This is a genomic window from Parabacteroides sp. APC149_11_2_Y6 (assembly GCF_054506995.1).
Genome location: NZ_CP173709.1, coordinates 2,852,521 through 2,878,652, shown reverse-complemented (window position 1 = coordinate 2,878,652; position 26,132 = coordinate 2,852,521). Strand labels below are relative to the sequence as shown.

Genomic DNA, 26,132 nt, shown 5'->3' with positions numbered 1-26,132 from the left:
GAAAATATTTTATCCTTCCTAAACTTTTTTTGTCGAAAGTATTGTGTAATTGAATTTATTCTATACCTTTGCACCGCAATTGAGAGCAATTGTAACAATAAAAACAGAATGGTGCGTTAGTTCAGTTGGTTAGAATACATGCCTGTCACGCATGGGGTCACGGGTTCGAGTCCCGTACGCACCGCAAAATATAAATCGAAAATTAAAGTAAAGCCCTGAAATTTAAAGATTTCAGGGCTTTTTATTTTTCTCTACTTCGGCAAAAAAGCGGTTTTAAAGTAGTCTTCACGTAGCTTATTCGTGGAACTTTTTGAAAGCAGATTTAACCGCTTCTAATAAGTGGGTTGACTGCATGGTAAAATGGCAACAAATACTTCAACCCAGGTTGTCTCGCGCTAATAGGATTTTTGCATGTTACACCTTTTCGTTTGAGATGTTTACAGTATACTGGGAGCAATTTCTCCAGAGTCTGTTGGCCGTCACTTGCTTTCCCTTCCGGTTTTTTCCTGTAATATTTATTTGATATATTTTCTATTCGCTCTCAATATACTGGTATATATCGGGATAAGCTCGTGCAAATAAGCTTTATTGATTTTCAAAAAAAATCCCATTAACCGAATGATCCTATCATGCTTCTGTACTAATTTTATCTGTATGTAAGGATGTGGTAAAGCCGCAGAAAGAATACGGTCTTTTTTGTGTTCTATACCTTTGAGAATCTCTTGAATCTTATTATAGACCGTATAAAAAGATGCCGGACGGTTTTCTTTTTCCAGAATCTTGCTATATCGAGTTAATAAATTTGTTTTATCAAGAACAGTCCTCTGTAGACTAAAAGAAAAATGAGCAGCGATGGTATTACAATGAAAGCAATTCGTTTTGTTAGATTTCAAAGGATAGATTACCGATAAGAACTCCTCATCATCTCCTACAACATTTCCATCAAAAGCTGAAAGGTCCTTGCCAAACCAAGCTACCGCATTAATTGCAAAACGATTTAAGGCTATCTCATGAGAACCGCAATGTAATTTTTCATAGCTGTTGGAAAGAAGATAAGTATCGATGAACCAATCATGCAATTCTTTTGCAAAATAACCGTTATACCATTTCAAATTATAGCTTGTAGCTTTAAAATAATCCTTAAAACTTATCAAACCCTGACTTTGTAATATATACGTAGAAATACAGTTATTGATAACCAGAGGAGATACCAGAAAATAGTCTCTGTGTGAGATTCTGAATGAAACGAGTTCTTCAAAAAAATTAGGTTCCAACCACACAATATCATCATCTAACTTGATATAGATGGTATCTTCGTCACAGCAATACTTATAGAAGGCACTTATACTCAAGCAGCCGTTTATAACATTTTCTGGTTGCCAGATCAGATTTATCTTAGGAAAAGCCATTGCTACCTCTTCCAAAAAAGCTACATCTAATTTATCGGTCGTATTAACCCAAAGATCATACCTGTCAACAATATCACTTTCCAATACTAATGGAATCAAATATTGCAGATACCTTCTACGGCCTGCGGCGGTATTTACCACTACTTTATAATTTCCTTTCATACTTTATATAATTAGCATTACACGTTCTATTATCGGAGCCATATCATAATATTTATACTCTGCCAGACGACCGCCGAAAAGAATGTTCTTTTCACGATCCGACAAGGCCTTATATTGTGCGTATAAGGCATTATTTTTAGAGTCATTGACAGGATAGTAAGGCTCCATACCATCCGTCCATTCAGTGGAGTATTCTTTCGAAATAACCGTCTTTGCACATTGGTCGACAGCAGCACCGAACATCTCAAAATGTTTGTGCTCGATGATACGTGTGTAAGGAACATCCTTCTCTGTATAGTTCACGACAGCATTACCCTGATAGTTCGTCATCTCAAGGACCTCTTCTTCGAAACGGACCGTACGATATTCCAACTTGCCAAAACGATAATCGTAATATTCATCGATCTTACCCGTGAAAACAATCTTATCCGCCAAACTTTCGAAATAAACTCTGTCGGCAAAAAAATCCGTATTACAACGAGTTTCGATTCTCTCCAGAAGCCCTTCTATGAGTCTATTGTAACCTCCGATAGGGATACCCTGATAAATGTCGTTGAAGTAGTTATTATCGAAGACAAAACGGACAGGAAGACGACGGATGATAAAAGAAGGGAGTTCACGGCAGGAACGGCCCCATTGCTTTTCCGTATATCCTTTTATCAGTTTCTCATAGATGTCATGACCGACCAAGGAGATCGCCTGCTCTTCCAGATTACGAGGACTTACAATCCCGGATGCCCGGCGCTGATGGTCGATCATATCACGAGCCTCGCCCGGAGTTTGAACACCCCAAAGCTGGTAAAACGTATTCATGTTGAAAGGAAGATTATATAGCCGGCCCTTATAGTTTGCCAAAGGACTATTGGTATAGCGGTTAAACTCGACGATCGAGTTCACAAAATCCCAGACCTTCTTGTTAGAAGTATGGAAGATATGAGCACCGTATTTATGAACGTGAATGCCCGAGATATCCTCACAATAAACATTCCCTCCACTATGCGGACGTTTGTCGATTACCAGGCAACGCTTACCCTGCTGTTGGGCTAAATGAGCGAAGGTAGAACCGTACAGACCTGCCCCGACTATTAAATAATCATATCTTTTCATCGTTTAAACAATGTATTTAGTTTCATATAAACCAGAATTTCACGTATCAGAGAATCTTTCAAGAGAAACAATATACCTGCGTAAGAAAAGCCACCTACAACAAGAGACCCTATCGTCATCGACCACGGATTATCGGCTATTGAGATGACTAATAGAACCATGACCGACATGACCAATGTAGCCGTTACATAAGGCAGGTTTTCCTTTTCAAAAAGACTGAAAGGAACATACTTACGTCCTAAGAACAACTGGATGACCAAAACAGAAAATTCTGCTACTAATGTCGCTATAGCAGCACCTTCATATGACCAGATTGGAATTAACACCAGATTCAATACAAAATTGAAAACAGCACCGCCGACGGTACTCCAGATTACCAGATTTTCCTGATTCTGGGGATAAAGTATCTGAATGCCGATGACATTCGTTACGCCTATAAAAACGATGATAGGAGCAGTCAGGCAAAGGACCGGAACCGAAGCGGAATATTCAGGACCACAAAAAATAGAGATTATAGGTCGTGATAGTAGCATCAGACCTATCGTCAAAGGTAAAGATGAGCAAAGAACGAAGCGGATTACCTTACGGCTGACTACCGTAAATTCATCCATTTTGCTCGCCTTGACCAAATTCGAACAACGCGGAAGCATCACCACTCCCAAAGAAGTAACAACCGACAGGATGACATACGGTATCCTAACTCCAGCCGAATAGAAACCAACGGCCTCATCGCCTTGCATAAAACCAAGCATTACCAAATTCAGGTTCACATAAATGCTGATAATCAAATTCAGGATGAAGATATGCAGGGCGGGCTTAAGATGACGCATTATCCGGAGGTCGCCCCAGACTATTTCCGAGAAACGAATGTATTTTCGTAAATGAAAGAAGTTTATCATGTTATTGCCTACCGTGGAGGCTACCGTAACGATACCATACGAAAGAAGGTCGTTCTTGTCCCTTACAAAAACAAAGAGGGAGACTGTTGCCAGACTACGCACCAGGATGGCACGTATCGTTATAAACTTAAAATCCTCTATTGCCTGATAGAACCATTGGACACCCAGACCCGTGAAGATAATTGTCAAACTCAATATGTAGAATAAGCTCACATTAGTATTTATCTGAGGGACAAACGAGGCCAGAATCCAGACCAAAAGATAACCGAGCAGACAAAGAACCGTACTCAATAATGTTATCTCCACTGTGATCCGGTTCCTTTTGATAATGTCGTCACGGTATTTAGCAACTTCCTTGACGGCGTACATCGGGATACCAAGACTCGTAAGAAGGACAATATAGTTAATGATAGACAGATAAAAGTTGACGGCACCAATACCCTCCGGTAATAAAATACGGGCGGTATAAGGAAACGTTATTATAGGAAATAAGATTCCAGTTAACGTGTTGATAAAGTTAAATACTACATTGGTCTTTAAAGAAGACATTATATTTTTTACTATTCCTTAAATTATACTTACCACTGATAAAGCTTGCAAGAGGCTATAAAAACCAACCTGTAACTTATTAATCCTATATATAGCAAATGTTTCAAATAACTAATTTCACACCAATGGTATATGATCTCATTATACAGGCTTTTCACAACAGAAGCAAAAGAGTTTATAAAATACGATTATGATTTTACTGTCTTACTCTATTTCTACTCATTGAATAAATAATAGTACAATTGTATCTGATTATGGCTGTAGAGTTCATAAGAACTCTGATTCATGAAACGGCCTAAAGTCAAACTTTGAATAAAGTTACTAACGGACGAATACATCAAAACTATTTCATTTTTATTTGCATTCCTGTTATTGATCTTACTGAATTTCAAATCCTTTACTACAACGTTACAAACATAGGAAAAATAAGTATATCTTCCTAAAGAAAGCTATTAAATCTTTAGAAAGACAATCACTAACTTGTTTTTTAATCAATTAATATAAGACAATAGACATTTCGAAACTTCATATAAATCAATAACTATTTCAGATCTTTATTATGAAAAAAATGTTTTGTGGATTATTCTTATTTTTCTCTGTTGTATGCAGTAAAGCTGAAACGAAAAGCTCATCAAAAGGAGATATAAGTCCTTTAGATCGCGATTTTACAACTATATTCCAGACAGATAGTGCTTGCCTGCAAGGATATATAAACAGATACTCATTTTCTTGGGGAGTGATGACTGGAATGCTTACGAAATACTTCTTTTTTGAATGGCAAAATATTTTATTTTTGCTGTATTTAATGACATTATTTTGAAAGAAAGCCTTTTGTTCTGACTTGTTATGTAAGTATAAAAGACATTTTAGGAATTAACTGAATCCTTTTTGTGGTTAAAAAGGGGATATTTGTGTACTATTTGGCACCTGTTTCCATTTATTTGAGGGATAATTTTAATAAATTGTACAGAAAAATCCAGTTATCTGTACGATAAAAGTAGCTATCCGCGCAGGTAAAAGCAGTATGTTTCGATTTTAAAGCATATATGCTTTGTTTTTGAATGATATCGAACATCGATGCGGTTCCGGAATGGTTCAAAAACCGGGCTTGACACGAATATTAATTAGATTATTATCTTCAAGAAAAAATAACAATATGAGTACACGCTGATTTCGCTGAAAACGCTGATTAATACATGTTATCTGTCTATTAATCAGCATTTTAAGCGAAATTCGTGTCTGATAAATTAATTTCTTCGTCTAACCAATTAGTAGGAATTTTGTTATTTATTCCAATAATATGATAAAGCTAAACTTCGCGAGAGTAGCTTATTTACCATGTCTTCCGTAGGTTGCTCCGTATAGAGAACGTAGGAACAGGATGTTTTGTCATTTTGTCAAATGTCAATGCCGTTAACTCATTGTTGCCTTAAAACCCGTTCCAACCGGCTCAAACCGTCTGCCAATATTTGCCGGGGACAGGCTATATTGATGCGGATAAACCTTTCGCCGGTATCACCGTATAGATCACCTTCATTAACCCAAATCTTTTCTTTCTCAAGCAACGCCTTCACAATTTCTTTGGAGGATTGGTTCATAACCGAGCAATCCACCCATACGAGGTAAGTCCCTTCAAGTATGGTTACAGGAAACTGCGGAAGGTGTTTTTTGAAATAGGACTTCAGATACCTGTAGTTTTCCGACAGGTAATGGATTAATTCTTTCAGCCATTCCTCCCCGTTATTGTAAGCGGCAATCGATGCTTCGACACCGAAAGGATTTACATCACAGACTTCGTTTATATTGATTGCTTTATCTATTTTCTTGCGCCTGTCTTCATCTGCCGAAATAATATTTGCAATCTGTAGTCCAGCCAGATTAAATGCTTTGCTCGGTGAAATGCAAGTGACGGAATTTATTAGGAACTCTTTTGAAATGGATGCGAAAGGCGTATAGGTATATTCCGGGAAAACCAATTCGCAATGAATCTCATCGGCTACAACCAAGACATTGTTACGAATGCAAATCTCGCCGATACGAGCCAGTTCTTGCCGAGACCATACTCTTCCTGCCGGATTATGCGGATTACATAATAGAAGTAACTTTGCTTTGGGGTCGGCTGCTTTTCTTTCCAAATCTTCGAAATCAATCCGGTAGGTCTCATTTGTATAAATAAGAGGATTGGCAATTATCTTACAATTATTATTGCGGATGGAAGAAAAGAAGCAATTGTATACCGGTGTCTGTACCAGTACATGGTCGCCCGGGACAGTCAGTGCTTTAATTATGGCGGATAATGCCGGAACTACTCCCGAGGTGTAGATAATCCATTCCCTTTCTATTTGCCAACTATGCCGTCGTGTGAACCAGAGTGTTACGGCTTCGTAGTAAGCGGAGGGTACTTTTGTATATCCGAAAATTCCATGTTCCACCCGTTTGTGCAAAGTTTCAATAATAGCAGGAGCCGTACGGAAATCCATATCTGCCACCCACATGGGCAAAACCTCTTCTTCTGCCGTATCCCATTTGTAAGAGTTGGAACCACGGCGGGGAATTATTTCATCGAAATCGTATTTCATTGGTTGAAACAAGTTCTGTTGTCCCACAATTTTAATACGCAGTTTCCGGGAGCTTTGGTATTTTCATCGATGATGATTTTGCCATAGCTATCGGCCGTGATACTTCCGGTACGCGGATTCTTTACGCTATGTACAGGCGTTTTGATTGTGGCTTGTACGCTACTGTATTCAAAACACAGGTCGGCATCTTCTGCCATTGTACAATTTTCCAGAATAAGATTATGAGCATAACATAATGCCTGTGTTCCTGAAATCTTACAGTTTACCAGACGGAGGTTATGTGAGTGCCATCCTAAGTATTCACCGTTTAGTTCGGAGTCGTATACGGTTACATTCTCGGTATTCCAGAAGGCGTCTTTGGAGTTGATGACCGCATGGCGGATTTCTACGTTTTTGCAATATTGGAAAGAGTAGTTTCCGTTCTGGCTGTAATTTTCGATACGAATATTTTCACCGTGCATAAAGAGGTAATCCGCTTTATCAATCTGGACATTCTTCAGTTCTACGTTGCGGCAATGCCAAAGGGTTTCCAATGCATTGGGAAGCTGTACGTTTTCCAGTTTGATTCCATCCATTTCCCTGAACATCTTTGGCGCTTCCACCACAGTGTCTGTCATTTGAAGCCCTTGGGAATACCATAAGGCGGCACGTGCCCCTTCTGTAAAGAAACAGTTTTTTATGATAAAGCCGTTGTTGTGCCAGAAAGGATATTTGCCTTCAAAGCGGCAGTTTACGGCTATGATATTGCTGCATTCTTTCAGTGCCGATTCTCCGGCATGGATGGTTACGTTCTCCAGTTGCAAGTCGTGTGTTGCAAATAAAGGGCGTTCGCCTTCAAATTCTTTATTTTTGATTAGTTCCATAATTGAATATGTTTGTTATTAATTTGTTGTATCTTTTAGTTATTGCAGTTCAAAAGTGATAGTAGCATTTCCTGAGCCAAGAGCCGATTTCAGTTCTGAAGGATTTTCCACATGTCCCAAGCGTGTATAGCTATAGGATGTTTGGAAAGTATCATAAAAAAGTACCACACATGATGAGCCGTAAAGCATCAGGTCGCCTGTTCGGATGGTTCCCGGATTGGAAGGGGATGTAGGCAGATTCCCGGATAAATAGAAATATTTCTCGTTGCTATTCATATCCGGCATCTCTACGGTTATTGGCAGTAATGCTTTAAATGCAGTAGCAGTCGCATTATTATCAAGTGTCGCGTTAAATGAGGTAGAACCGATTGTGATTTTAAGATTTTTGTTCATAGAATTATTTTCATCATTAGTATCGCTCTCGTCTTCATTATCCGGTTTTGTCGGTAGCTGTTCTTCCGGTATGAAATCATCCGTTGAACATGAAGTGCAGCCAGCCGATAAGGTCAGCATCATGAATATGTTTATTAGGTAATACTTCATGTATTTCTGTTTTATTATTTCAGGTATTCATTGAAAAAAGATTCCAGCTTATCGAATGGAATGAGACTTACACGGTCATACAGGTCTACATGCCCGGCATTGGGTACGAGAAACAACTCTTTTGGTTCGGCTGCCAGACGATAAGCCTCTTCACTAAATTCACGTGAATGGGCATTCTCCCCAGTGATGAAAAGCATGGGACGAGGTGAAATCGTTTCAATATCGGCGAAAGGATAGAAATTCATGAATTTCACATTGCTTGTCAATGTGGGGTGCGTAGTGGTCTGTGGTGTAGCTCCTTCCGGTGTGACTTCTCCTCGTGAGGTACGGTAAAACTCATAAAATTCACGTTCTATGGGATTTGAATTTTCAGTCAGTTCATGCACTGTACCACCAGTGTATTTAGTTTCTCCTCCGGAGAATTCAACATAGCGCTGTTCGGCTGCTTCGGCAAGGATTTGTTTTCTTTGTTCCAATGTCAGTGCATGTTTTAACCCGTTACGGCTGGCAGTTCCCATATTGTACATGCTTACGGTTGAGATAGCTTTTAGGCGAGGGTCTATCTTTGCTGCACTAATGGCAAAACTGCCACTGCCACAAATGCCGATGACGCCGATATGTTCGCGATGAATAAACGGACGGGTACCTAAATAATCTACTGCTGCGCTGAAGGCTTCCGCATACATTTCGGGAAGGACGGCATTACGGGGGGCTCCTTCGCTTTCTCCCCAAAATGATAAATCGATAGACAGTGTAACAAATCCCCGTTCTGCCATCTTTGTTGCATATAAGTTGGCACTTTGTTCTTTGACGGCCCCCATCGGATGCCCGACAATGATGGCAGGATATTTGTCTCCTGCTTTCATCCCTTTCGGTACAAAAAGGTTTCCGGTTACTTTCATTTTATACTGGTTGGGAAAGGATACCTTTTCCGTGTTCACTAAATTGCTTTTATAAAAGTTGTCCGCATCAGTTTGTGCGAAAGACAGACTTATACCAAGCGTCATGCAAAATACTGCTGCTAATAATCTTCGTGTCATTCCTTTTTTAGTTTAATGATTAATGGATTGATTCTCTTTTTACTACATTACAAAATTACGATGTATGGAAGACATTTTTTGTAGATGGATTACAGACATCATAACCCAAATTACAGATTCTGGATTATTCTTTATGGGTAGGTGGAGGTAAGGTTTCTGTAAATAAAGAATGGAGCTCTAAAAATAGAAAAGCAGCATTTGCAATCCTCTGTTGCAATGCTGCTTTTACTGTCACAAAAATTATTCCTAACGGAATGATTTACGGAAAATTTCTACGCAATCTTCATGTCCCAATTCGTAAGGATTGGCAAGGAATAATCCTCCCATTGTTTCTTTCGCATTGGTAGCTAATGTCTCAAATTCATCAGGGGTGAAACCGTAATCACTCATCTTTAGGTCGGCTACGCCACAATCTTCCTGTAGTTTAACCAGCATTGTGATAAAATCTTCCGGTTTATTTGCTTCCGGCATTCCCATTACTTGTGCCATCTTTATGAAACGTTCATCACAGGCATGTTTTTCAATGAAGAACTCATAGAAAGCCTTTGAAATCATAATTAATCCGGCACCGTGCGGCAGGTCTTGATGATAAGCACTCATTGCATGTTCCAGGGAATGTTCGGCGGTGGTACTGCAAAAAGTCATTACAGCGCCGGACAAGTTGTTTGCAAATGCAACTCTTTCGCGGGCTTCCATATCGTTGCCATCGGCTACTGCACGGGGCAGATATTTTGCAATGTTTTCAATAGCAGTCAATGTATACATATCACTCATCAGGCTGGCTGTTTTGGATATGTAGCATTCCGTAGAATGAAACAGGGCGTCGAACCCCTGATAAGCCGTGAACTTGGGAGGAACAGATTTCATCAATTCAGGATCGACAATGGAGAGTAGGGGAAATAGTTCGTCATATCCTCCAAAGCCGATTTTCTCATTTGTTTCATCATTGGTGATAACTCCCCATTGGTCGGCTTCCGAACCGGTTCCGGCAGTAGTAGTGATACAAACTAATGGCAGAGGGTTGTTCTGCATCTTTAGTCCTTTACCGGTCCCTCCATGAATATAATCCCAAACATCGCCCGGGTTGGTGGTCATAAAAGCGATTGCCTTGGATGCGTCCATAACGCTGCCTCCGCCTAATGCAACAATAAAATCACATCCGTTTTCCTTGGCAAAAGCTGCCCCTGCCATTACTGTCGATTTTAGGGGGTTGGCCTCTATGCGATCGAAAACAACTGTTTCGATACCTGCCTGGCGGAGTTCCGTTTCTACTGTATTTAAATAACCGTTGTCTTTGGTGGAACGTCCGTTGGAAATAGCAACCATAGCTTTTTTGCCTGGTAACTGCTGGTTGTGCAGTTCTTTAACCATACCGGAACCAAATAAGGTGCGGGTAGGAATGTAAATTCGATAGTTACTCATAATTATTTGTTGTTGTTAATTTGTTATTTTTCATGTTGCAAAGGTACTTTCCAACTAAAAACGGTTTTGTAGACAGATTACAGGTATTAATACCTTAATTACTGGTTTATTATTCGTATGATTTTTATCGTTAGGGTTCGGAAAAAAGGAAAAGTGTATACAAATTACGGATTGTGTAACCTCAATTACAGGTCGCTTATACTACATAAAATAAGTATTTGTACCTTTGTTCAAGTTCAAATATTTACGTCATATGGATAAGATAATACAATTGGAAAATGTGGACCAGTATAATAATTTGTACGGGCTTGAAACCTTACATCCGCAGGTAAGTGTCGTAGACCTTACAAAAGCAATCCGAATGGTAAATCATGTTCAAATGAATTATGGATTATATGCGCTTTTTCTAAAACAAACAAAAAGTTGTGATATAAAATATGGACGTAAATTCTATGATTATCAGGAGGGAACTATTGTTTGTTTTGGTCCGGGGCAAACTGCTTGCGTTGAAATGTTGGAAGAAGAAGTGAAACCGGAGGTGTATGGCATTGTTTTTCATCCTGACTTTATTCGTGGAACTTCTTTGGATAAGAAAATGAAGAATTATACTTTCTTCTCTTATGCTGTAAATGAGGCGTTGCATTTGTCGGATCAGGAAAAATCTATCGTGATGGATTGTCTTGAAAAAATCAGTATTGAGCTTCAACATGCTATAGATAAACATAGCAAATCTTTGATTGCAATGAATATTGAGCTACTTCTTAATTACTGTATGCGTTTTTATGAGCGTCAATTCATTACCCGTAGTCATGTGAACAAAGATGCTCTTTCTAAATTCGAACAGTTCTTAGATGATTATTTTCAGAGTGATATGCCGGTACAGGAAGGATTACCTTCTGTAAAATATTTTGCGGATAAGATCTGTCTGTCCTCCAATTATTTCGGAGATATGGTTAAAAAGGAAACAGGAAAAACTCCGCAAGAACATATTCAGGAGAAAGTTATAGCATTGGCAAAGGAGCATATGATGGAGACGGATGATACAGTGAGCCAGATTGCTTATACATTAGGATTTCAATACCCACAACATCTCTGCCGTTTATTTAAGAAACGTGTGGGGTGTACGCCAAATGAATACAGGATGCGGCAAACACAAATTATTCGGTAGTATAAAATGATTTTGATAAAAACTTTTTGTTATGGATGAAATAATAAAGATAGACTCTGTAGATCAGTATAACAAACTGTATGGATTGGAAACGCTGCATCCGCTGGTCGGGGTGGTTGATCTAACAAAGGCAACCCATATTCCTAATCATGTCCGTATCAGTATGGGAATTTATTCGCTGTACTTAAAGCAAACGATATGTGGCGACCTTAAATACGGAAAGAAGCAATATGATTATCAGGAGGGTACAGTTGTGTGCTTTGCACCGGGACAGGTGATCGGTATCGAATTGAAAAAAGATGCCAAACCATCATCTCTTGGTATCGTTTTTCATCCTGATTTAATCCGGGGAACTTCACTTGGACAAACGATCAAGCAGTATTCCTTTTTTTCTTATGAAGTCAATGAAGCGCTTCATGTGTCTGAAGAGGAAAGGCAAATAATAATCGACTGTCTTAATAAAATCAAGATCGAATTGGGACATGCCATAGACAGGCATAGCAAGACTCTGATTGCTAAGAATATCGAGTTGCTACTTGATTATTGTATGCGTTTTTACGAACGACAGTTTAACACACGCAGCAAGGTAAATAAAGATATCCTGATACAATTTGAAAATCTGTTGGATGATTATTTCCAGGGACAGAATGCGGAAGAGAATGGCTTTCCTACAGTTAAGTATTTTGCCAATAAAGTGTGTCTTTCTTCCAACTATTTCGGTGATTTGATTAAGAAGGAAACGGGAAAGACCGCTCAACAGCATATCCTGTTTAAACTGATAAGTACTGCCAAGGACCGGATACTTAATACCAATCAAACGGTTTCCCAAATTGCTTACGGGTTAGGATTCCAGTATGCACAACATTTTTCGCGTCTGTTCAAAAAGAATGTCGGTTGTTCCCCGAATGAATATCGAATACAAAACAATATAGGCCTTTGACGGGTGATTCTTATGAAAGGGAAGGTGCTGAATATAGAGACTGTACATCAATGTAACTGTTGTTTGGGGTACAAGACTTTGCATCCGCTTGTGAGTGTAATTGATTTGTCGAAAGCCAATCTGGAGCAGCGTACTGTTCGGTTTGACTTTTATACGGTCTTGTTGATTGAAGGCGATGTGGAGGATTTCCTATACGGACGTAAATGTTGCGATTACTCAAATGCTTCATTAGTATTCCTTACGCCGGGCGAGTCGATTAAGATTGATAAAAGTAAAATACTGCCCCAGAGGGGCTGGTTGTTGGCATTCCATCCGGATTTGCTTTATCATACTTCATTAGGTGAAAATCTGAAGAATTATACTTTCTTCTTTTATAAGCTGGAAGAAGCATTACATTTGTCACTGCGTGAGAAGACGAAAGCTATAGAATGTTTTTGTTGCATAGGGGAGGAGCTACAACATGCGATAGACTGTCACAGCAAAACGCTTATATCCCGTTATATAGAACTGTTGTTGGATTATTGTACCCGGTTTTATGAACGCCAGTTTATTACGCGGTGCGAAGTGAATAAGTCTATTCTTCATCGTACCGAAATGCTATTGGATGAATATATCCAATCCGGCAAATTGAAAAGCGGTGTATTGCCGTCTGCCGAATATTGTGCGGACAAACAACATCTATCGTCTTGTTACTTTAGTGATTTATTGAAGTTTGAAACCGGAAAAAATATATATGAGTATTTCCAGATAAAACGATTGGAGGCCTCCAAGAAAATGCTGTTGGAACAAAACAAAACCGTCAGCAAGGTAGCGGAAGAACTGGGCTATCTGAATGTACAATATTTCAGCCGTCTTTTTAAGAAAGTAACGGGTATCGCCCCAAGCGAATATAAGTTGTCACAAAATTAGATAGCCTTATAAAAAATCTTTTCTATATTCGCAGCATTGATCTATAAGTTCTATATGCCATGAAAAATAACATCTTTACTTGTTTATTATCTCTTTGTCTGGTATTATGTGTATGCTGCTCGATGCCGGAAAATAAAAGTGAACGGCAGAAACCTCTGTCACCTCCAATAGTTGTTGGGGTTTTTGATGGTCATGGCGGGGCACAAAGTTGTATTTGGGAAACAGTGGCCGCTATCCGGCTCGATCCGGAGATGAGTGTACGTACTGTTACTACTGCTGATATAGCGAATCATGTACTCGACTCCATTGATGCAATTATCATTCCCGGAGGAAGTGGCAAGAATCAGTATCTGAATCTTGGAGCATTGAACCGACAACATATAAAGGATTTTGTAGCCCGGGGTAAAGGTGCGGTAGGTATTTGTGCCGGAGCTTATCTTTTTTCAAATACGCCCGGTTATACCTGTATGGGATTGAACGGAGAACAAGCCATCGATATCGAGCATGATAACCGCGGGCATGGATTGGCTAAGTTTACTCTAAGTGAAGAGGGAAAACAGGTTTTTCCGGAATTGGCAGACCGTGATACCAGTTATGTTATTTATTATGAAGGCCCGGTCTTTATAAAGCATCCGGAAGATACGATTCAAAATGTCACGCTTGCCATTATGGAAAGTGATGTGCATGAAGAAGGGAATGCCCCTGCCGGTATGACGAATGGCAAACCTTTTTTCCTTGCCAACAGTTATGGGAAAGGACGGGTTTTTAGCTCTATTGCACATCCGGAAGCTACTCCAGGGATGATGTGGATGATTCCACGGATGATACGCTGGACACTGAATAAGCCATTTATTCCTTATCAACAAGATGCTGTACAACCCGCTTTATTTGAAAAGGAACTATTAATGACCGTGGCCGATTTAAGACAGGAACAAGCCTGCTTCCAAGTGCTTTTAAATGGGGAAAGTGACCGGAAAATCTCGGCATTGGATTGGTTGGAAACTCATCATTCATGGGATGCTAAACGATGGGTACAAGGATTACTTTATGATGCATCTCCGGCAGTTCGTATCCGGGCAGCCCGGTATATTGCTGATACCCAATATTTACCTTTCATATCAAATGTGCGTTCTGCTTACCAGACAGAAAAGGATGAAGCTACGAAAGCAGAACTTAAGTTGCAACTGGATAAACTGGAATCTTTGTTACCCTTATTCTCTTCCAGCCTGTAAACTGCAATCGGTTGAGGAACTTTATCCTGATTCCTATTGTTTTATATTTAGTTAAATAAAAGAGTAGGAATATGGAAAATGGTGTAATGATGCAGTATTTTGAGTGGAATCTTCCGAATGATGGGAAGTTGTGGACACAATTAAAAAAGGATGCGTCGCATTTACATGATATAGGCGTGACGGCAGTATGGATTCCACCTGCATATAAAGCAGACGAACAACAGGATGAAGGCTATGCTACATACGATTTATATGACCTTGGCGAGTTTGATCAGAAAAGTACGGTAAGGACAAAGTATGGCACGAAAGAAGAACTGAAAGTAATGATTGATGAATTGCATAAAAATAAGATTTCAGTCTATCTGGATGTCGTATTGAATCATAAGGCCGGCGGTGATTTTACAGAAAAATTTATGGTGGTTGAAGTCGATCCGACTCAAAGGAATAAGGCTTTGGGAGAACCGTTCGAGATACAGGGATGGACAGGATATCTCTTCCATGGGCGTAAGGATAAATATTCAGATTTTAAATGGCATTGGCATCACTTTTCCGGAACAGGTTTCGATGATTCCAAGAAGCGAAGCGGTATTTTCCAGATTCAGGGAGAAGGGAAAGCATGGAGTGAAGGGGTGGATAGCGAGAATGGAAATTACGATTTTCTTTTATGCAATGATCTGGACTTGAACCATCCGGAAGTGGTTTCCGAATTGAATCGCTGGGGTAAATGGGTTTCTAATGAACTGAATCTCGATGGCATGCGTCTGGACGCCATCAAACATATGAAGGATCAGTTTATAGCACAATTTATTGATGTTGTACGAAAGGAAAGGGGAGACGATTTTTATGCCGTTGGTGAGTATTGGAACGGGGATATGGAAACGCTGAATAATTATATAGAGGCTGTAGGGCATAAAGTCAATCTGTTCGATGTTCCATTACACTACAACCTGTTTCAGGCTTCGCAGGAAGGAAAAGATTTTGATTTACAGAATATACTGAAGAATACGCTGGTAGAACATCATAACGAATTGGCCGTTACTTTTGTAGATAATCACGATTCCCAATATGGAAGCTCCCTGGAATCACAGATTGAGGATTGGTTTAAGCCAATGGCTTATGGTTTGATTTTCCTGATGAAAAATGGTTATCCCTGTTTGTTTTATGGTGATTATTATGGTGTTAAGGGTGAAAAGTCCCCTCATACAAAAATCATCGATATTTTATTAGACGCAAGGCGGAAATATGCCTATGGTGAACAGGTTGATTATTTTGATCATCCGTCTATTGTCGGTTTTGTTCGTTTGGGAGACGAAGATCATCCGGATTCCGGTTTGGCCTTTTTAATGTCAAATGATGAAGGCGGGCATAAAACGATGTGCTTAGGTAAAGAACACAAAGGGGAAGTATGGCATGAAATAACCGGGAGTATCCCCGTAGAAGTTGTTTTGGATGAAGAAGGGAACGGAGATTTTTCTGTGGAAGCCCGTAATTTGGCTGTTTGGGTAAAAAAATAGATGAAGAGAAAACGCGGATAAAATGAGTTGCATTCCAACTCATTTTATCCGCCGGACTTTTTTATGCTTCTATTTCTTTTTTTACCTGTTCCCAGTTAATTAGCTGATAGGATTGGCATATTCGTTTTAATTCGTTCCTTACCTCCATTAAAGCAAAACCAAGTAGGTTTTGACCTTTCCAAAGAAATGGATTATTGATTTGCGGATTGGCTTCCTCCATGCCGACTCCCCATATGGTATCGTATGGGCTTGCTTCCACTAAAATTTTATTTCCGGTACTTAGTAAAAAATCAAGAAGTTCTTTGTTTTGAAGGAATTTGGCATAGTTACCGTTCTGTTTCCTGATTTCTTCGTCTTCGAAAATACGTGCTTTTTCTGCCATCATATATTGTTCCATGCAACAGTAATCGTGCGTATCTACCCGAAAAGAAGCCTTCCACCATTGGCTAAAACAAGATTTGGATATCTCCTTTTTTGCATAATGTCCCCAAAAGAAGAGATACTCGAAATTTGTAGTCAGCTATTTTATTTTCAGTCCGGGAATCAATGCCGTACAATCAATAAGTTCCAGTTCCTGTACCATATCCAGTGTGCCTTGTTTATATTTTTGGAAATGGGGCGTTTGAAGATGGTTTTCGTAAGCAGTCTGGTCCGCATAAATTTCAAGGATCGTTATTTTATTCGGTTGTTCTTTTTCAGAAACAGCATATAATGTAAGGACTCCCGGTTCCAGACGTACAGATGCTTCTATTTCTTCTTTCAGATAAGCATTGTAGTTATCCAGTCGTGCCGGGTCGACAGTAATTCTTGAAATACGTACCATATTGTTTTCAGGAGAAGATAGCGGTGTTTCCTGAATAATCTTTAAGGCTTTTATTGCAGGCGGAAAACCGATGTAAGGAAGACATTGTATGATTGCCGCAGCAAGTATCTCCTTAGTGTTGCCGACGGCTAAATTTCCTTGAAGATGCGAACGAAGCTGACTTTCTGCTTCCAGCGTGGTAAGTACACAGTAAGCCAATAGTTCACGGGTTTTTATATCCAGTCCGTTACGGGTGTAAATATCGCCGAAACAATATTCGGTAAGGAATCTTTCCACATCGCTACCCAAACCTCCCGGGACATTTTTCATTGCGTCTTTTATGCCTTCCGGATAAAGTATGTTTTGAATGGCAGCCCCTTTTTCATTTCTGTCTTTTTCCGTCACTGTCCCTTGTGCTTCTAAAGGTAAGGAGATACCCCGTTCTTTAAACACATCATTAATAGTAGCCAATGCATTTAATGTTTTCGGGAAACCGATGAATGGAGCACAGAGGTAAACCGTTTCGCGCAGTTCAACGGGAGTAACCCCCACATTCAAAGCTGCGGCAGCATGTGCTTTCAATTGAGGTAATGTCTGCATCGTTGCCAAAGTGATGCAGGTAATCATTTCCCGTGTTTTTATATCCAGTTCTCCGGTACGGAATACTTCTCCGAAAATAAACTTTTGGAGGATATCCATCATTTCCGGGTCTGTACCTTGTCCGGTCAGTGCTTCCCCTCCGAATAAGGTCGTATAGTTCTTTTTACATAATTCGGTTCTATCCATCTTTTCTGTTTCGTTAGATTCCGGATTGCCCTGAGCGAAAACGGGCAGGAATCCGGACAGAATAAATATTGATATTAAAAATGTTTTTTTCATATGCAGTGCTTTTTATTTTACAGCTTCGGCATATTCTTCGTTAGTAACTTCACCCAGCCATTCGGTAGTGTTTTCACTTACTTTTGGAGTGATGCCGATGTGTGTAAAACGGCTATCGGGTGCTGCGCCATGCCAGTGGGTTGTGTGAGAGGGGATATTAACGATATCGCCCGGTTGCAACTGTTGAGCCGGTTTGTCTCTTTCCTGATAATAACCGATACCTTCGGTGCAGAGCAAAATCTGACCTACACTGTGTGAATGCCAGTAGTTACGTGTTCCGGGAGCGAAGGTTACATTATATACATTACAATCATATTCCGGTTGAGAAGAAAGTCTTTCCAGCCAAGCGGCTCCTGTAAAATTGTCTGTAATCGGTGAACCGAGTCCCAATATGGGTTCTTGTACTTTTGTTGTCTTGTCCATTGTTATTTCTGTTTGATTATTACTACTATGGTTGTTGCATGAACTTATCCCCAGGGATAACAAACAAATGCTTATTACTGCAAGGTTCTTTTTCATTTTCATATAGATTATTTATTAGATGCACAAAAATAGAAACTTGCAAGTGTGTTGGTAGTAGATGAATTACAGAAAGTCTTACCTGAATTACTGTTTTAGCATAAAATTGTTGGTGGTCAACTAAAATCGTTAGCGTACAGGAAATAGAAAGTTCTCAATCCAGAGACAAAAAGTTTCATGCCTTGGAACAAAAAGTTTCATGCTGTGGAACTTTTAGTTTCATCGGCTGAAACTTTTAGTTTCAAATTTTGAAAATGAAATGAAACTAACTGGAAAAGCTGTTTATGTCTGGTACTGTCTTTCTGTTGGACCCTTATGTTTAGAGAAGTAAAAGATTGTTGGGCAATTTATTTAGAATGAGAATAACTCTACACCAAGCTGTAAAAATCCTTTATCTCCTTTAGGATTCCATAGGGCACAGGTATAGACTGGCAACTTATATTTCCCTATGTATAGATCTTTGGTTACTTTTACTGTAACTTGCATGATACCCGGACCGGTTCCGTAAAAATTGGAAGAGCTTCCGGCACGGTTCAGGGCAAAGCCTCCGCCTATACCTGCATCTACCCGCCATCCGTTCTTTTGATACACAGGATATTCGGCATAACAGAAACTCGAGTATTTGTTGGCTGTATTATCTGCATTCCGGTCACGGCCGAATATGATAGTCGACCAGCTTAATAATAAAGGAAATTTTCCCTGAAAACGATAGCTAACTATGGCGTCGAGGAATCTTCCGGTTTCACTCGGTTTATAATTGAAAAATTCTTTGTTATTGTATTTGGCTCCCGGCGAGAAATTGTAGGTATCCCAAAAAGCGATGGAGAATCCTTTATATGTATACGAAGCATAGTAATTAAATTCTTTATAGGAACCGTTGATATTGGTACCGCCCCATAGTCCGAGACGGAAGTGTTCTTTATGATCGGTTACGCTTACGTCGGTAGTAAAGACCAGACCATCTGCTACTTCAATACCTCTCCATAAATGATTGTTTTTTACATTAGCACTAAAATGTAACTGGGCTTGTGTATGCATTGCCAGGCATAATCCCAGAATGAATAAGATTTTTTTCATGGTAAATTGTCGTTTTCGTTGGGTTTATGTGTATTTTATCTTCAGGTTATTTATTAGAAATTTAGTGTATAAAGTTAAGGCTGGGAAAAAATAAAACTGTTTTTTTATAGAAATATTTTATGCAAACGTTCCCGGGAACGTTCCCAAAATCTGCAAACGTTTGCAATGTTAATATAGCTACTTTCTTATTTTTCCTTCACTGATAAGTTCGGATAATGCCCTCGCCAGTGAGGGGCGGGTTACTCCTAATTTTTGAGCAACCTCTTGCTGGTTATGGATGACAGGATGGGTTTCCATATATTTTAATAATCTTGTTTTCAGGTTTAGCAAAGCGAACTCATTCAGCTTTTTGCTTAGGAAAACACTGCGGTCGGAAATCTCCTTTAGGAAGTTTTCCATAACTTGCGGATGCTCGTGCATGAAAGTGAGAAAACGTTCTTTGCCTATAATGAATACCTCGCAATTGCTTTCGGCCTCTATGTTTACGGGAATACGGTTTTCGGTAGCGAAGATGAAAGCCGGGGCAAGTAGACTGGGACCCGGAATGTTTTCAATAGTCACTTCTTTACCTTCTTCATTAATCATACCCGCACGGACAGTACCGGTAGCCAATAAATATAAAGACTTGCATATGGCACCTTGCCTGGCAATAATATCTCCCGGCTCAAACTGTTTTAAGCTATTGGGTACGGCGAAAAGGAAGGGGAGGATATCCTCTTCTTTCATGCCTTGGAATGGGGATGATTGTAATAATTCAGTCAGGTCCATACTTAATCATTTAACAATATTTCGTGCTGGTTGTAACATATGGTACAGCTTCCGGAGAACATGCACTTTACATTTGCACAAAAATAATAGTAATCTTAGAAAGAAAAATGATTATGGAAAATAATATGTTTTGTTTTCAGTGTCAGGAAACCGCCAAAGGGCAGGGATGTATCCTGAAAGGTGTATGTGGAAAGGATGCCTCTACGGCACGTGCAATGGATTTATTACTTTTTGTAGTACGGGGTGTTTGTGTGGCAACCGATCAATTGAATCGGATGGTGGTTCCTGTGCCGGAAGAGGTGAACGGATTTGTAGTGGATGCTCTTTTCTCAACGATTACGAATGCGAATTTTGATGATGAAAGTATCCTGAAACGTATCGATAAAGGTTTTATTTTGCGTGAGCAACTAAAAAAACTGGCTGCTGAAAATGGAGTTGCCCTTCCTTCCGTAGATGAAGTGGAATGGACCGGTAACCGTGCCGATTATGACAGTAAGGCTGCCGAGGTTGGTATCTTACGCGAAAAAGACGAAGACATCCGGTCATTGAAAGAGCTGATTGTCTATGGGCTGAAAGGTATGGCGGCCTATTTAGAACATGCTGTAAGGTTAGGCTATGACGATGAACATATTCATCTTTTTATACATCAGGCAATCGCCGACATTACTGTGAAGGAATTGTCCGTGGAAGAACTTGTTGCATTGGTACTGAAGACCGGAGAGGTTGGAGTCCGGACAATGGCATTGTTGGATAAAGCCAATACTTCCAGATATGGCAATCCTGAAATAACAAGTGTAAGTATAGGTGTCCGTAACCGTCCGGGTATTCTTATCAGCGGACACGACCTGCATGACCTGGAAGAACTTTTGAAACAAACCGAGGGAACCGGAATAGATGTCTATACACATGGGGAGATGCTTCCTGCACATTATTATCCGGCATTTAAGAAGTATGCCCATTTTGCAGGAAACTATGGTAATGCCTGGTGGAAACAGCGGGAAGAGTTTACATCTTTCAACGGACCGATTCTGTTTACAACCAACTGCATTGTACCGCCATTATCGAATGCAACTTATAAAGAACGAATGTTTACTATGAACTCTACCGGTTACCCGGGCTGTAAACATATTGAAGCTGATGCAGACGGACATAAAGATTATTCCGAATTAATAGAAATGGCCAGACATTGTGAAGCTCCGGTAGAAATAGAACGCGGAGAAATTATAGGTGGATTTGCACACAATCAGGTATTACAGTTGGCAGATAAAGTGGTGGAAGCTGTTAAGACCGGAGCTATCCGTAAATTTATAGTAATGGCAGGTTGCGACGGACGAATGCGTGGACGCGAATATTATACGGAATTTGCAAAAGCGCTTCCTAAAGATACGGTGATCCTGACAGCCGGCTGTGCCAAGTATCGTTATAACAAACTGGCTTTAGGTGATATAAATGGCATTCCCCGAGTACTGGATGCCGGTCAGTGTAACGATAGCTATTCACTCGCTGTGATTGCATTAAAACTGAAAGAGGTGTTTGAACTTCGGGATGTGAACGAGCTTCCGATAGCATATAACATTGCCTGGTATGAACAGAAGGCTGTTATCGTATTGCTCGCTTTGCTTAGCCTGGGGGTGAAACATATACATCTGGGTCCTACGCTCCCTGCATTCCTTTCTCCTAATGTGGCAAAAGTACTCGTAGAGAATTTTGGAATCGGAGGTATTACCTCTGTTGAGGAAGATATGAATACATTCGGACTTTAACTGTTTAGTTAGCCTCTGTCGAAGTCTTTGCAAATTTGCGCGGGTAATTGAATGCGATAGCGAGTAAGGCTCCTGCACCTAATAAGTAAGGATAATATAGATATTGCATGATTTCGATAGGGGATACTTGTCCCAGACCCGCCGCCATCAAAAGTTGTGCCCCGTAAGGAATGATACCTTGCACAAAGCAGGAGAAAATATCCAGCAGGCTGGCACTCCGGCGCGGGTCTATTTTAAACCGGTCGGCTATATCTTTGGCTATAGGCCCCGACATAATCAGAGCGATTGTATTATTTGCCGTACACAGGTTCGCGATGCTGACTAATGCTGCAATACTAAGTTCCGCCCCTCTGGAAGAACGGATATGTGCAGTCAGTTTAAGGATAATCCAGTCGATGCCGCCATTATACCGTATCATTTCCAGCATACCTCCTGCAAGTAGTGTTACAATGATCAATTCTCCCATATCAGTAATACCTGTTCCCATGGAGGAAGTCCAGTCCCAGACCGTAAAACTTCCTGTCAGTATACCGACAATACCGGAGAAAAGGATTCCGATTACCAATACAAGCATTACATTTACACTACAGATAGCCGTTACCAGTACGACCAGATAGGGGATAACTTTTATCCATTCGATCGGTCCGGTTTCATAACCGCTGTCTATACCACTACCCGTTAATATATAGATGATAGCTGTTATAATGGCTATCGGTAATGCGATACGGATATTTACTTTGAATTTATCACTCATATTGCAGCCTTGTGTACGGGTTGCGACAATGGTGGTATCGGAAATGAAAGAAAGGTTATCGCCGAACATGGCACCACTTACAACCACACCGAGCATCAGTGCGTCCGGCATCCCTGTTTTGGCTGCAATCCCTACGGCAACCGGCGATAATGCAACAATCGTACCTACGGATGTTCCAACCGAAATGGAAATAAAGCAAGCTGCCAAAAATATTCCGGCAGCAAGCAGGTTACCGGGTAGGAGGGACATGGCAAGGTTGACCGTTGCATCGACAGCTCCCATTGTTTTTGCAGTCTGTGCAAAAGCTCCGGCAAGGATAAAAATCAGCACCATCAGCATTATGTTGCTATTGGCTGCTCCCCGGCAGAATTGTTCGATGCGGTTACTTAATTTACCACCCTTAGACAAGGCGATGGCAACAATCGAAGCGATTACAAAAGCAACTGTAATCGGCATTTTGTAGAAGTCTCCGGCAATAATGGATACCGCCAGATAGGATACAAGGAATACTACCAGCGGTATGAGGGCAAAAGCATTCGGAGCGTGATTGAGTGGCGATTTTGTCGTATCTATCATAGCTGTTTCTTATCGCAAATCTACTTTAGAATGAGAATCTGAGGGCAATGCGTACACCACCTTTCTTGATGTTCGGATTATCCAGATAAGTAAGACGGCGATAATAGTCGATACGCAATATCTTGAATATATTTTCCAGACCGACACTTACTTCCATGTAAGGAGTTTTGCCGAGCGGCTGGGTACCGTCAGGCAACAGGAATAAACCTGGTGTCAGGGTCGGGTTGTTTTTATCTGTCAGGCCTCCGTAGATACCATTGAATGATACGACCTCACGTAATCTCAACCATTTGATTCCCGGGATACGGTTCAGAATCCAGCCTTTCAGATAGTAAGTTGCATTGAACGATACATACTGGTCTGTCACAAATTCGAGTGCATTCATCATATGGAATGCTTCCGGCTGAATGGTAATGGATTGGTTGGTATTAGGCAATATCAATAATGGGAATGGAACCTTGTTCCATACTTTACCAGCTTTCAACTGAGCATCTATATGTCCGAAAGATGATAACCAGATTCTTTTTTCAGCACTAATTTCAGTACGGTTATAATTATAATCGCCTCCAAGCACCCCTTTGATACCCAATTGATGGGAAAGCCTGAATATAGGAGCATCTTTTGACAGGTTGAATACTGAATTTTTTCCTGCACGTCCGTTGTAAGCACGTTCTCCCGGAGCAAAGCGCAACTGGGTTCCGATTTCGGATGTTGTAAAATCTTTGATACGGAAGAGGTTACCCTGATCGTTCCGTTCGATATATTGAAGTGTTCCGGCAGCTTCATTGTTCTGGTTCATTATCCATGATTTCCAGGTAAGGCCATTCAACCATTCCTTTTCATATTGGAATAAGGTTTTCCGGATATATTGCATCTTGGTAACAGGTTCTCCTACCTTCCAGGCAACGAAGATATTATCCTTGCTGGTAAATAGGAAGTCCTGACCGGGTGTGTACAGGTCGTATTCCTGAATGAACGACAGATTATTCAGAGGACTTTCCCCCTCATGATATTCCTTTTTATTGAAACTCTTCGTCAGTTTTACGTTATATTTTACTTTCCGGTCGTTCACGCCATAAGCCAGATAACCACTGGCAAACCAGTAGGGGTTTAGATTGGCCGTGGTCATACCGCCGACACGCATACGGAAACCTTCCAGGTTATTGGCACTGAAAGTCGTATTCATCGGGCCGAAATCGAATTTGGATTTCTTTTTATCGGCCGAAGTCGGGATATATCCGGATATTAAGATTTCTGCTGTCTTGATGATTACGTTGAAAGCCGGGACTTTACGAAGTTGTGCCAATAACTCATCGAGCGCATTTTCTTTTTCTTTGAGAGGGATATGCCGGTGATTTACCCAAAACGTGTCGGTCTGTGCTATAGCCTCCGGCAGAATATGGTTCTGTCCAAGGAGGTTAAACACCGAATCGGCCTCAGCCTTGGCAAAGTCGAACTCATATTTGTCGTAATTCCTGAGTTGATGGGTATAGAATTGCTGTGTACCTTTTACGATATAAAAATTGATATACGTATTTTCATTGCTTAAAGCCCAGGTACCATCCGGTAATCGTTTAAATTCTTGTTCGATACGTAGCTTATCCACCCAGTTCAGGTTGATGTTGGCAGGTGTATTCAATATGAATTTCTTGATGGCATAATCTCCGTCCAAAGTAATATAGAGCCGTCCTGTGAACCCATAACTTTCACTGTTGACCGGAACAAAGGCCAAATCCACACATTTATCTCCGCTGATGTCCAAGGTATCCATTATATAATACTTATAATAGGAGGTTGCCAGCGTGGAAGATAATGGGCTGACGAAGCGGTTCAACAGAATGGTGATATTATTGTCGAATATATTGATACCCTGGAATATCTCTTCCAGGTTGGCCGTAATACCTCCGCCATCATCCAGCGTTTCGTCAATGCCTTGTGTCTGTTTTGCTTTGGTAATGATTTTTTTTGTTTTAGGATTCTTACGATAATAAATATCCGACAGGTTTTCGCGCACGGAAAGCGTCAGGATAGGCTTACCGTTAAATTCGGATGTATCCAGATAGTTTTTTATAAACTTGAACTTCTTCAGGAATTTATTCTTATCCAGATTCGGGTTGAAATTATCCAACGACATACTGAGTTTTTCGTAGGCTTCGACTTTGTATTCTTCTTTAGCCTCGATGCGATTCTCATTTTTGTGTTCGATAACCTTTTTGATAAGTTCTACTGCTGGATTATCCTTACGGGAATATTTTTCCCTTTTAGGCTTGATAACAACTTCCGAAATTTCGAAAGCGGTAGGTTTTAACAGGATTTCCAATCCATCGTTTTTACTTCCGGATTTTAAGTTGACGAATTTGGTGTCATACCCCAATGATGCGGCTGCCAACTTGGTATTTCCCTTGTCATTTTTTAAAGAGAACATACCGTTGTCATCAGTCATTACACCTATGGTAGTACCATCAAAATAGACGGATACGTATGGGAGAGGTTCTCCCGAAACGGAATCTTTAACGATACCGGATGCTGAAGTAATGCTTTGTGCATTTGAAATAGATAAACCTGTAATGCTTTGTACCAGTATCAGCAGTAATATATAACGGAATATTTTTGCCATGTAACTATTTTTCCCTTTTAGGATAATATGAGCGGCAAAGG

The 26,132-nt window shown here is 40.2% G+C and carries 22 protein-coding genes and 1 tRNA gene; 8 read left to right on the top strand and 15 right to left on the bottom strand.

Annotated features, from left to right (window positions below; genetic code table 11):
- Window positions 1-110: 110 nt before the first annotated feature.
- Window positions 111-184: transfer RNA gene (locus ACGE0T_RS12005), tRNA-Asp, on the top strand.
- A 331-nt stretch (window positions 185-515) separates the two neighbouring features.
- Here the strand turns inward: ACGE0T_RS12005 and ACGE0T_RS12000 are convergent.
- From ACGE0T_RS12000 to ACGE0T_RS11990, 3 genes are read right to left on the bottom strand one after another with little or no spacing between them, the layout of a single operon-like run.
- A complete protein-coding gene (locus tag ACGE0T_RS12000; protein ID WP_459186877.1) occupies window positions 516-1,571 on the bottom strand; it encodes a hypothetical protein in 1,056 nt (351 codons plus the stop codon).
- A gap of 3 nt (window positions 1,572-1,574) precedes the next feature.
- Window positions 1,575-2,678 (bottom strand): UDP-galactopyranose mutase, encoded by a 1,104-nt coding sequence (gene glf, locus ACGE0T_RS11995; RefSeq protein WP_459186876.1) that lies wholly within the window; start codon window positions 2,676-2,678, stop codon window positions 1,575-1,577.
- On the bottom strand, window positions 2,675-4,126 hold the full coding sequence (locus ACGE0T_RS11990) for a flippase (RefSeq protein WP_459186875.1): 1,452 nt from the start codon (window positions 4,124-4,126) through the stop codon (window positions 2,675-2,677). The genes glf and ACGE0T_RS11990 overlap by 4 nt, the downstream gene beginning before the upstream one ends.
- Window positions 4,127-4,685: 559 nt before the next feature.
- Here ACGE0T_RS11990 and ACGE0T_RS11985 point away from each other — a divergent pair.
- The gene (locus ACGE0T_RS11985; RefSeq protein WP_459186874.1) at window positions 4,686-4,946 is read left to right on the top strand and encodes a hypothetical protein; all 261 of its coding nucleotides are present in this window, start codon (window positions 4,686-4,688) and stop codon (window positions 4,944-4,946) included.
- Window positions 4,947-5,544: 598 nt separating this feature from the next.
- On the opposite strand, the gene ACGE0T_RS11980 is transcribed toward ACGE0T_RS11985, so the two are convergent.
- The 5 genes from ACGE0T_RS11980 to ACGE0T_RS11960 all read right to left on the bottom strand — a co-directional run bounded on the left by ACGE0T_RS11980 (window position 5,545) and on the right by ACGE0T_RS11960 (window position 10,573).
- Window positions 5,545-6,705 carry a MalY/PatB family protein gene (locus tag ACGE0T_RS11980; RefSeq protein WP_459186873.1) on the bottom strand — a complete coding sequence of 387 codons (1,161 nt, stop codon included), beginning with the start codon at window positions 6,703-6,705 and terminating at the stop codon, window positions 5,545-5,547.
- On the bottom strand, window positions 6,702-7,568 hold the full coding sequence (locus ACGE0T_RS11975) for a DUF3737 family protein (RefSeq protein ID WP_459186872.1): 867 nt from the start codon (window positions 7,566-7,568) through the stop codon (window positions 6,702-6,704). The genes ACGE0T_RS11980 and ACGE0T_RS11975 overlap by 4 nt, the downstream gene beginning before the upstream one ends.
- A 39-nt stretch (window positions 7,569-7,607) precedes the next feature.
- Window positions 7,608-8,111 (bottom strand): cyclophilin-like fold protein, encoded by a 504-nt coding sequence (locus tag ACGE0T_RS11970; RefSeq protein ID WP_459186871.1) that lies wholly within the window; start codon window positions 8,109-8,111, stop codon window positions 7,608-7,610.
- Between the two features lie 14 nt (window positions 8,112-8,125).
- Window positions 8,126-9,151 (bottom strand): alpha/beta hydrolase, encoded by a 1,026-nt coding sequence (locus ACGE0T_RS11965; protein ID WP_459186870.1) that lies wholly within the window; start codon window positions 9,149-9,151, stop codon window positions 8,126-8,128.
- Between the two features lie 246 nt (window positions 9,152-9,397).
- Entirely contained in the window at window positions 9,398-10,573 is a 1,176-nt protein-coding gene (locus ACGE0T_RS11960) for an iron-containing alcohol dehydrogenase (RefSeq protein ID WP_459186869.1), read from the bottom strand.
- Between the two features lie 253 nt (window positions 10,574-10,826).
- Here ACGE0T_RS11960 and ACGE0T_RS11955 point away from each other — a divergent pair, with 253 nt between their 5' ends.
- From ACGE0T_RS11955 to ACGE0T_RS11935, 5 genes are all read left to right on the top strand, one after another.
- Window positions 10,827-11,741: a helix-turn-helix domain-containing protein gene (locus ACGE0T_RS11955; RefSeq protein ID WP_459186868.1), complete on the top strand. Its 915-nt coding sequence runs from the start codon at window positions 10,827-10,829 to the stop codon at window positions 11,739-11,741.
- Window positions 11,742-11,772: 31 nt separating this feature from the next.
- Entirely contained in the window at window positions 11,773-12,681 is a 909-nt protein-coding gene (locus tag ACGE0T_RS11950) for a helix-turn-helix domain-containing protein (protein ID WP_459186867.1), read from the top strand.
- A gap of 12 nt (window positions 12,682-12,693) precedes the next feature.
- Window positions 12,694-13,590, top strand: a complete 897-nt coding sequence (locus ACGE0T_RS11945; RefSeq protein WP_459186866.1) for a helix-turn-helix domain-containing protein — start codon at window positions 12,694-12,696, stop codon at window positions 13,588-13,590.
- Between the two features lie 59 nt (window positions 13,591-13,649).
- Window positions 13,650-14,822 carry a BPL-N domain-containing protein gene (locus ACGE0T_RS11940; RefSeq protein WP_459186865.1) on the top strand — a complete coding sequence of 391 codons (1,173 nt, stop codon included), beginning with the start codon at window positions 13,650-13,652 and terminating at the stop codon, window positions 14,820-14,822.
- A gap of 71 nt (window positions 14,823-14,893) precedes the next feature.
- On the top strand, window positions 14,894-16,336 hold the full coding sequence (locus ACGE0T_RS11935; RefSeq protein ID WP_459186864.1) for an alpha-amylase: 1,443 nt from the start codon (window positions 14,894-14,896) through the stop codon (window positions 16,334-16,336).
- A gap of 61 nt (window positions 16,337-16,397) precedes the next feature.
- On the opposite strand, the gene ACGE0T_RS11930 is transcribed toward ACGE0T_RS11935, so the two are convergent.
- The 5 genes from ACGE0T_RS11930 to ACGE0T_RS11910 all read right to left on the bottom strand — a co-directional run bounded on the left by ACGE0T_RS11930 (window position 16,398) and on the right by ACGE0T_RS11910 (window position 20,381).
- The gene (locus ACGE0T_RS11930) at window positions 16,398-16,856 is read right to left on the bottom strand and encodes an NADAR family protein (protein WP_459190460.1); all 459 of its coding nucleotides are present in this window, start codon (window positions 16,854-16,856) and stop codon (window positions 16,398-16,400) included.
- A complete protein-coding gene (locus tag ACGE0T_RS11925; RefSeq protein ID WP_459186863.1) occupies window positions 16,857-18,017 on the bottom strand; it encodes a carboxymuconolactone decarboxylase family protein in 1,161 nt (386 codons plus the stop codon).
- A 12-nt stretch (window positions 18,018-18,029) separates the two neighbouring features.
- Entirely contained in the window at window positions 18,030-18,440 is a 411-nt protein-coding gene (locus ACGE0T_RS11920) for a cupin domain-containing protein (RefSeq protein ID WP_459186862.1), read from the bottom strand.
- A gap of 447 nt (window positions 18,441-18,887) precedes the next feature.
- On the bottom strand, window positions 18,888-19,613 hold the full coding sequence (locus ACGE0T_RS11915; protein ID WP_459186861.1) for a hypothetical protein: 726 nt from the start codon (window positions 19,611-19,613) through the stop codon (window positions 18,888-18,890).
- 177 nt (window positions 19,614-19,790) lie between these two features.
- Complete coding sequence (locus ACGE0T_RS11910) at window positions 19,791-20,381, bottom strand: Crp/Fnr family transcriptional regulator (RefSeq protein ID WP_459186860.1); 591 nt, start codon at window positions 20,379-20,381, stop codon at window positions 19,791-19,793.
- Window positions 20,382-20,494: 113 nt separating this feature from the next.
- Between ACGE0T_RS11910 and hcp the strand changes: the two genes are divergently transcribed.
- A complete protein-coding gene (hcp, locus tag ACGE0T_RS11905) occupies window positions 20,495-22,144 on the top strand; it encodes a hydroxylamine reductase (RefSeq protein WP_459186859.1) in 1,650 nt (549 codons plus the stop codon).
- A gap of 4 nt (window positions 22,145-22,148) precedes the next feature.
- Here the strand turns inward: hcp and ACGE0T_RS11900 are convergent, their stop codons facing one another.
- Window positions 22,149-23,474, bottom strand: coding sequence for a Na+/H+ antiporter NhaC family protein (locus ACGE0T_RS11900; RefSeq protein WP_459186858.1), 1,326 nt, complete (start codon window positions 23,472-23,474; stop codon window positions 22,149-22,151).
- 25 nt (window positions 23,475-23,499) lie between these two features.
- Window positions 23,500-26,091, bottom strand: a complete 2,592-nt coding sequence (locus ACGE0T_RS11895) for a DUF5686 and carboxypeptidase-like regulatory domain-containing protein (RefSeq protein ID WP_459186857.1) — start codon at window positions 26,089-26,091, stop codon at window positions 23,500-23,502.
- Window positions 26,092-26,132 lie beyond the last annotated feature (41 nt).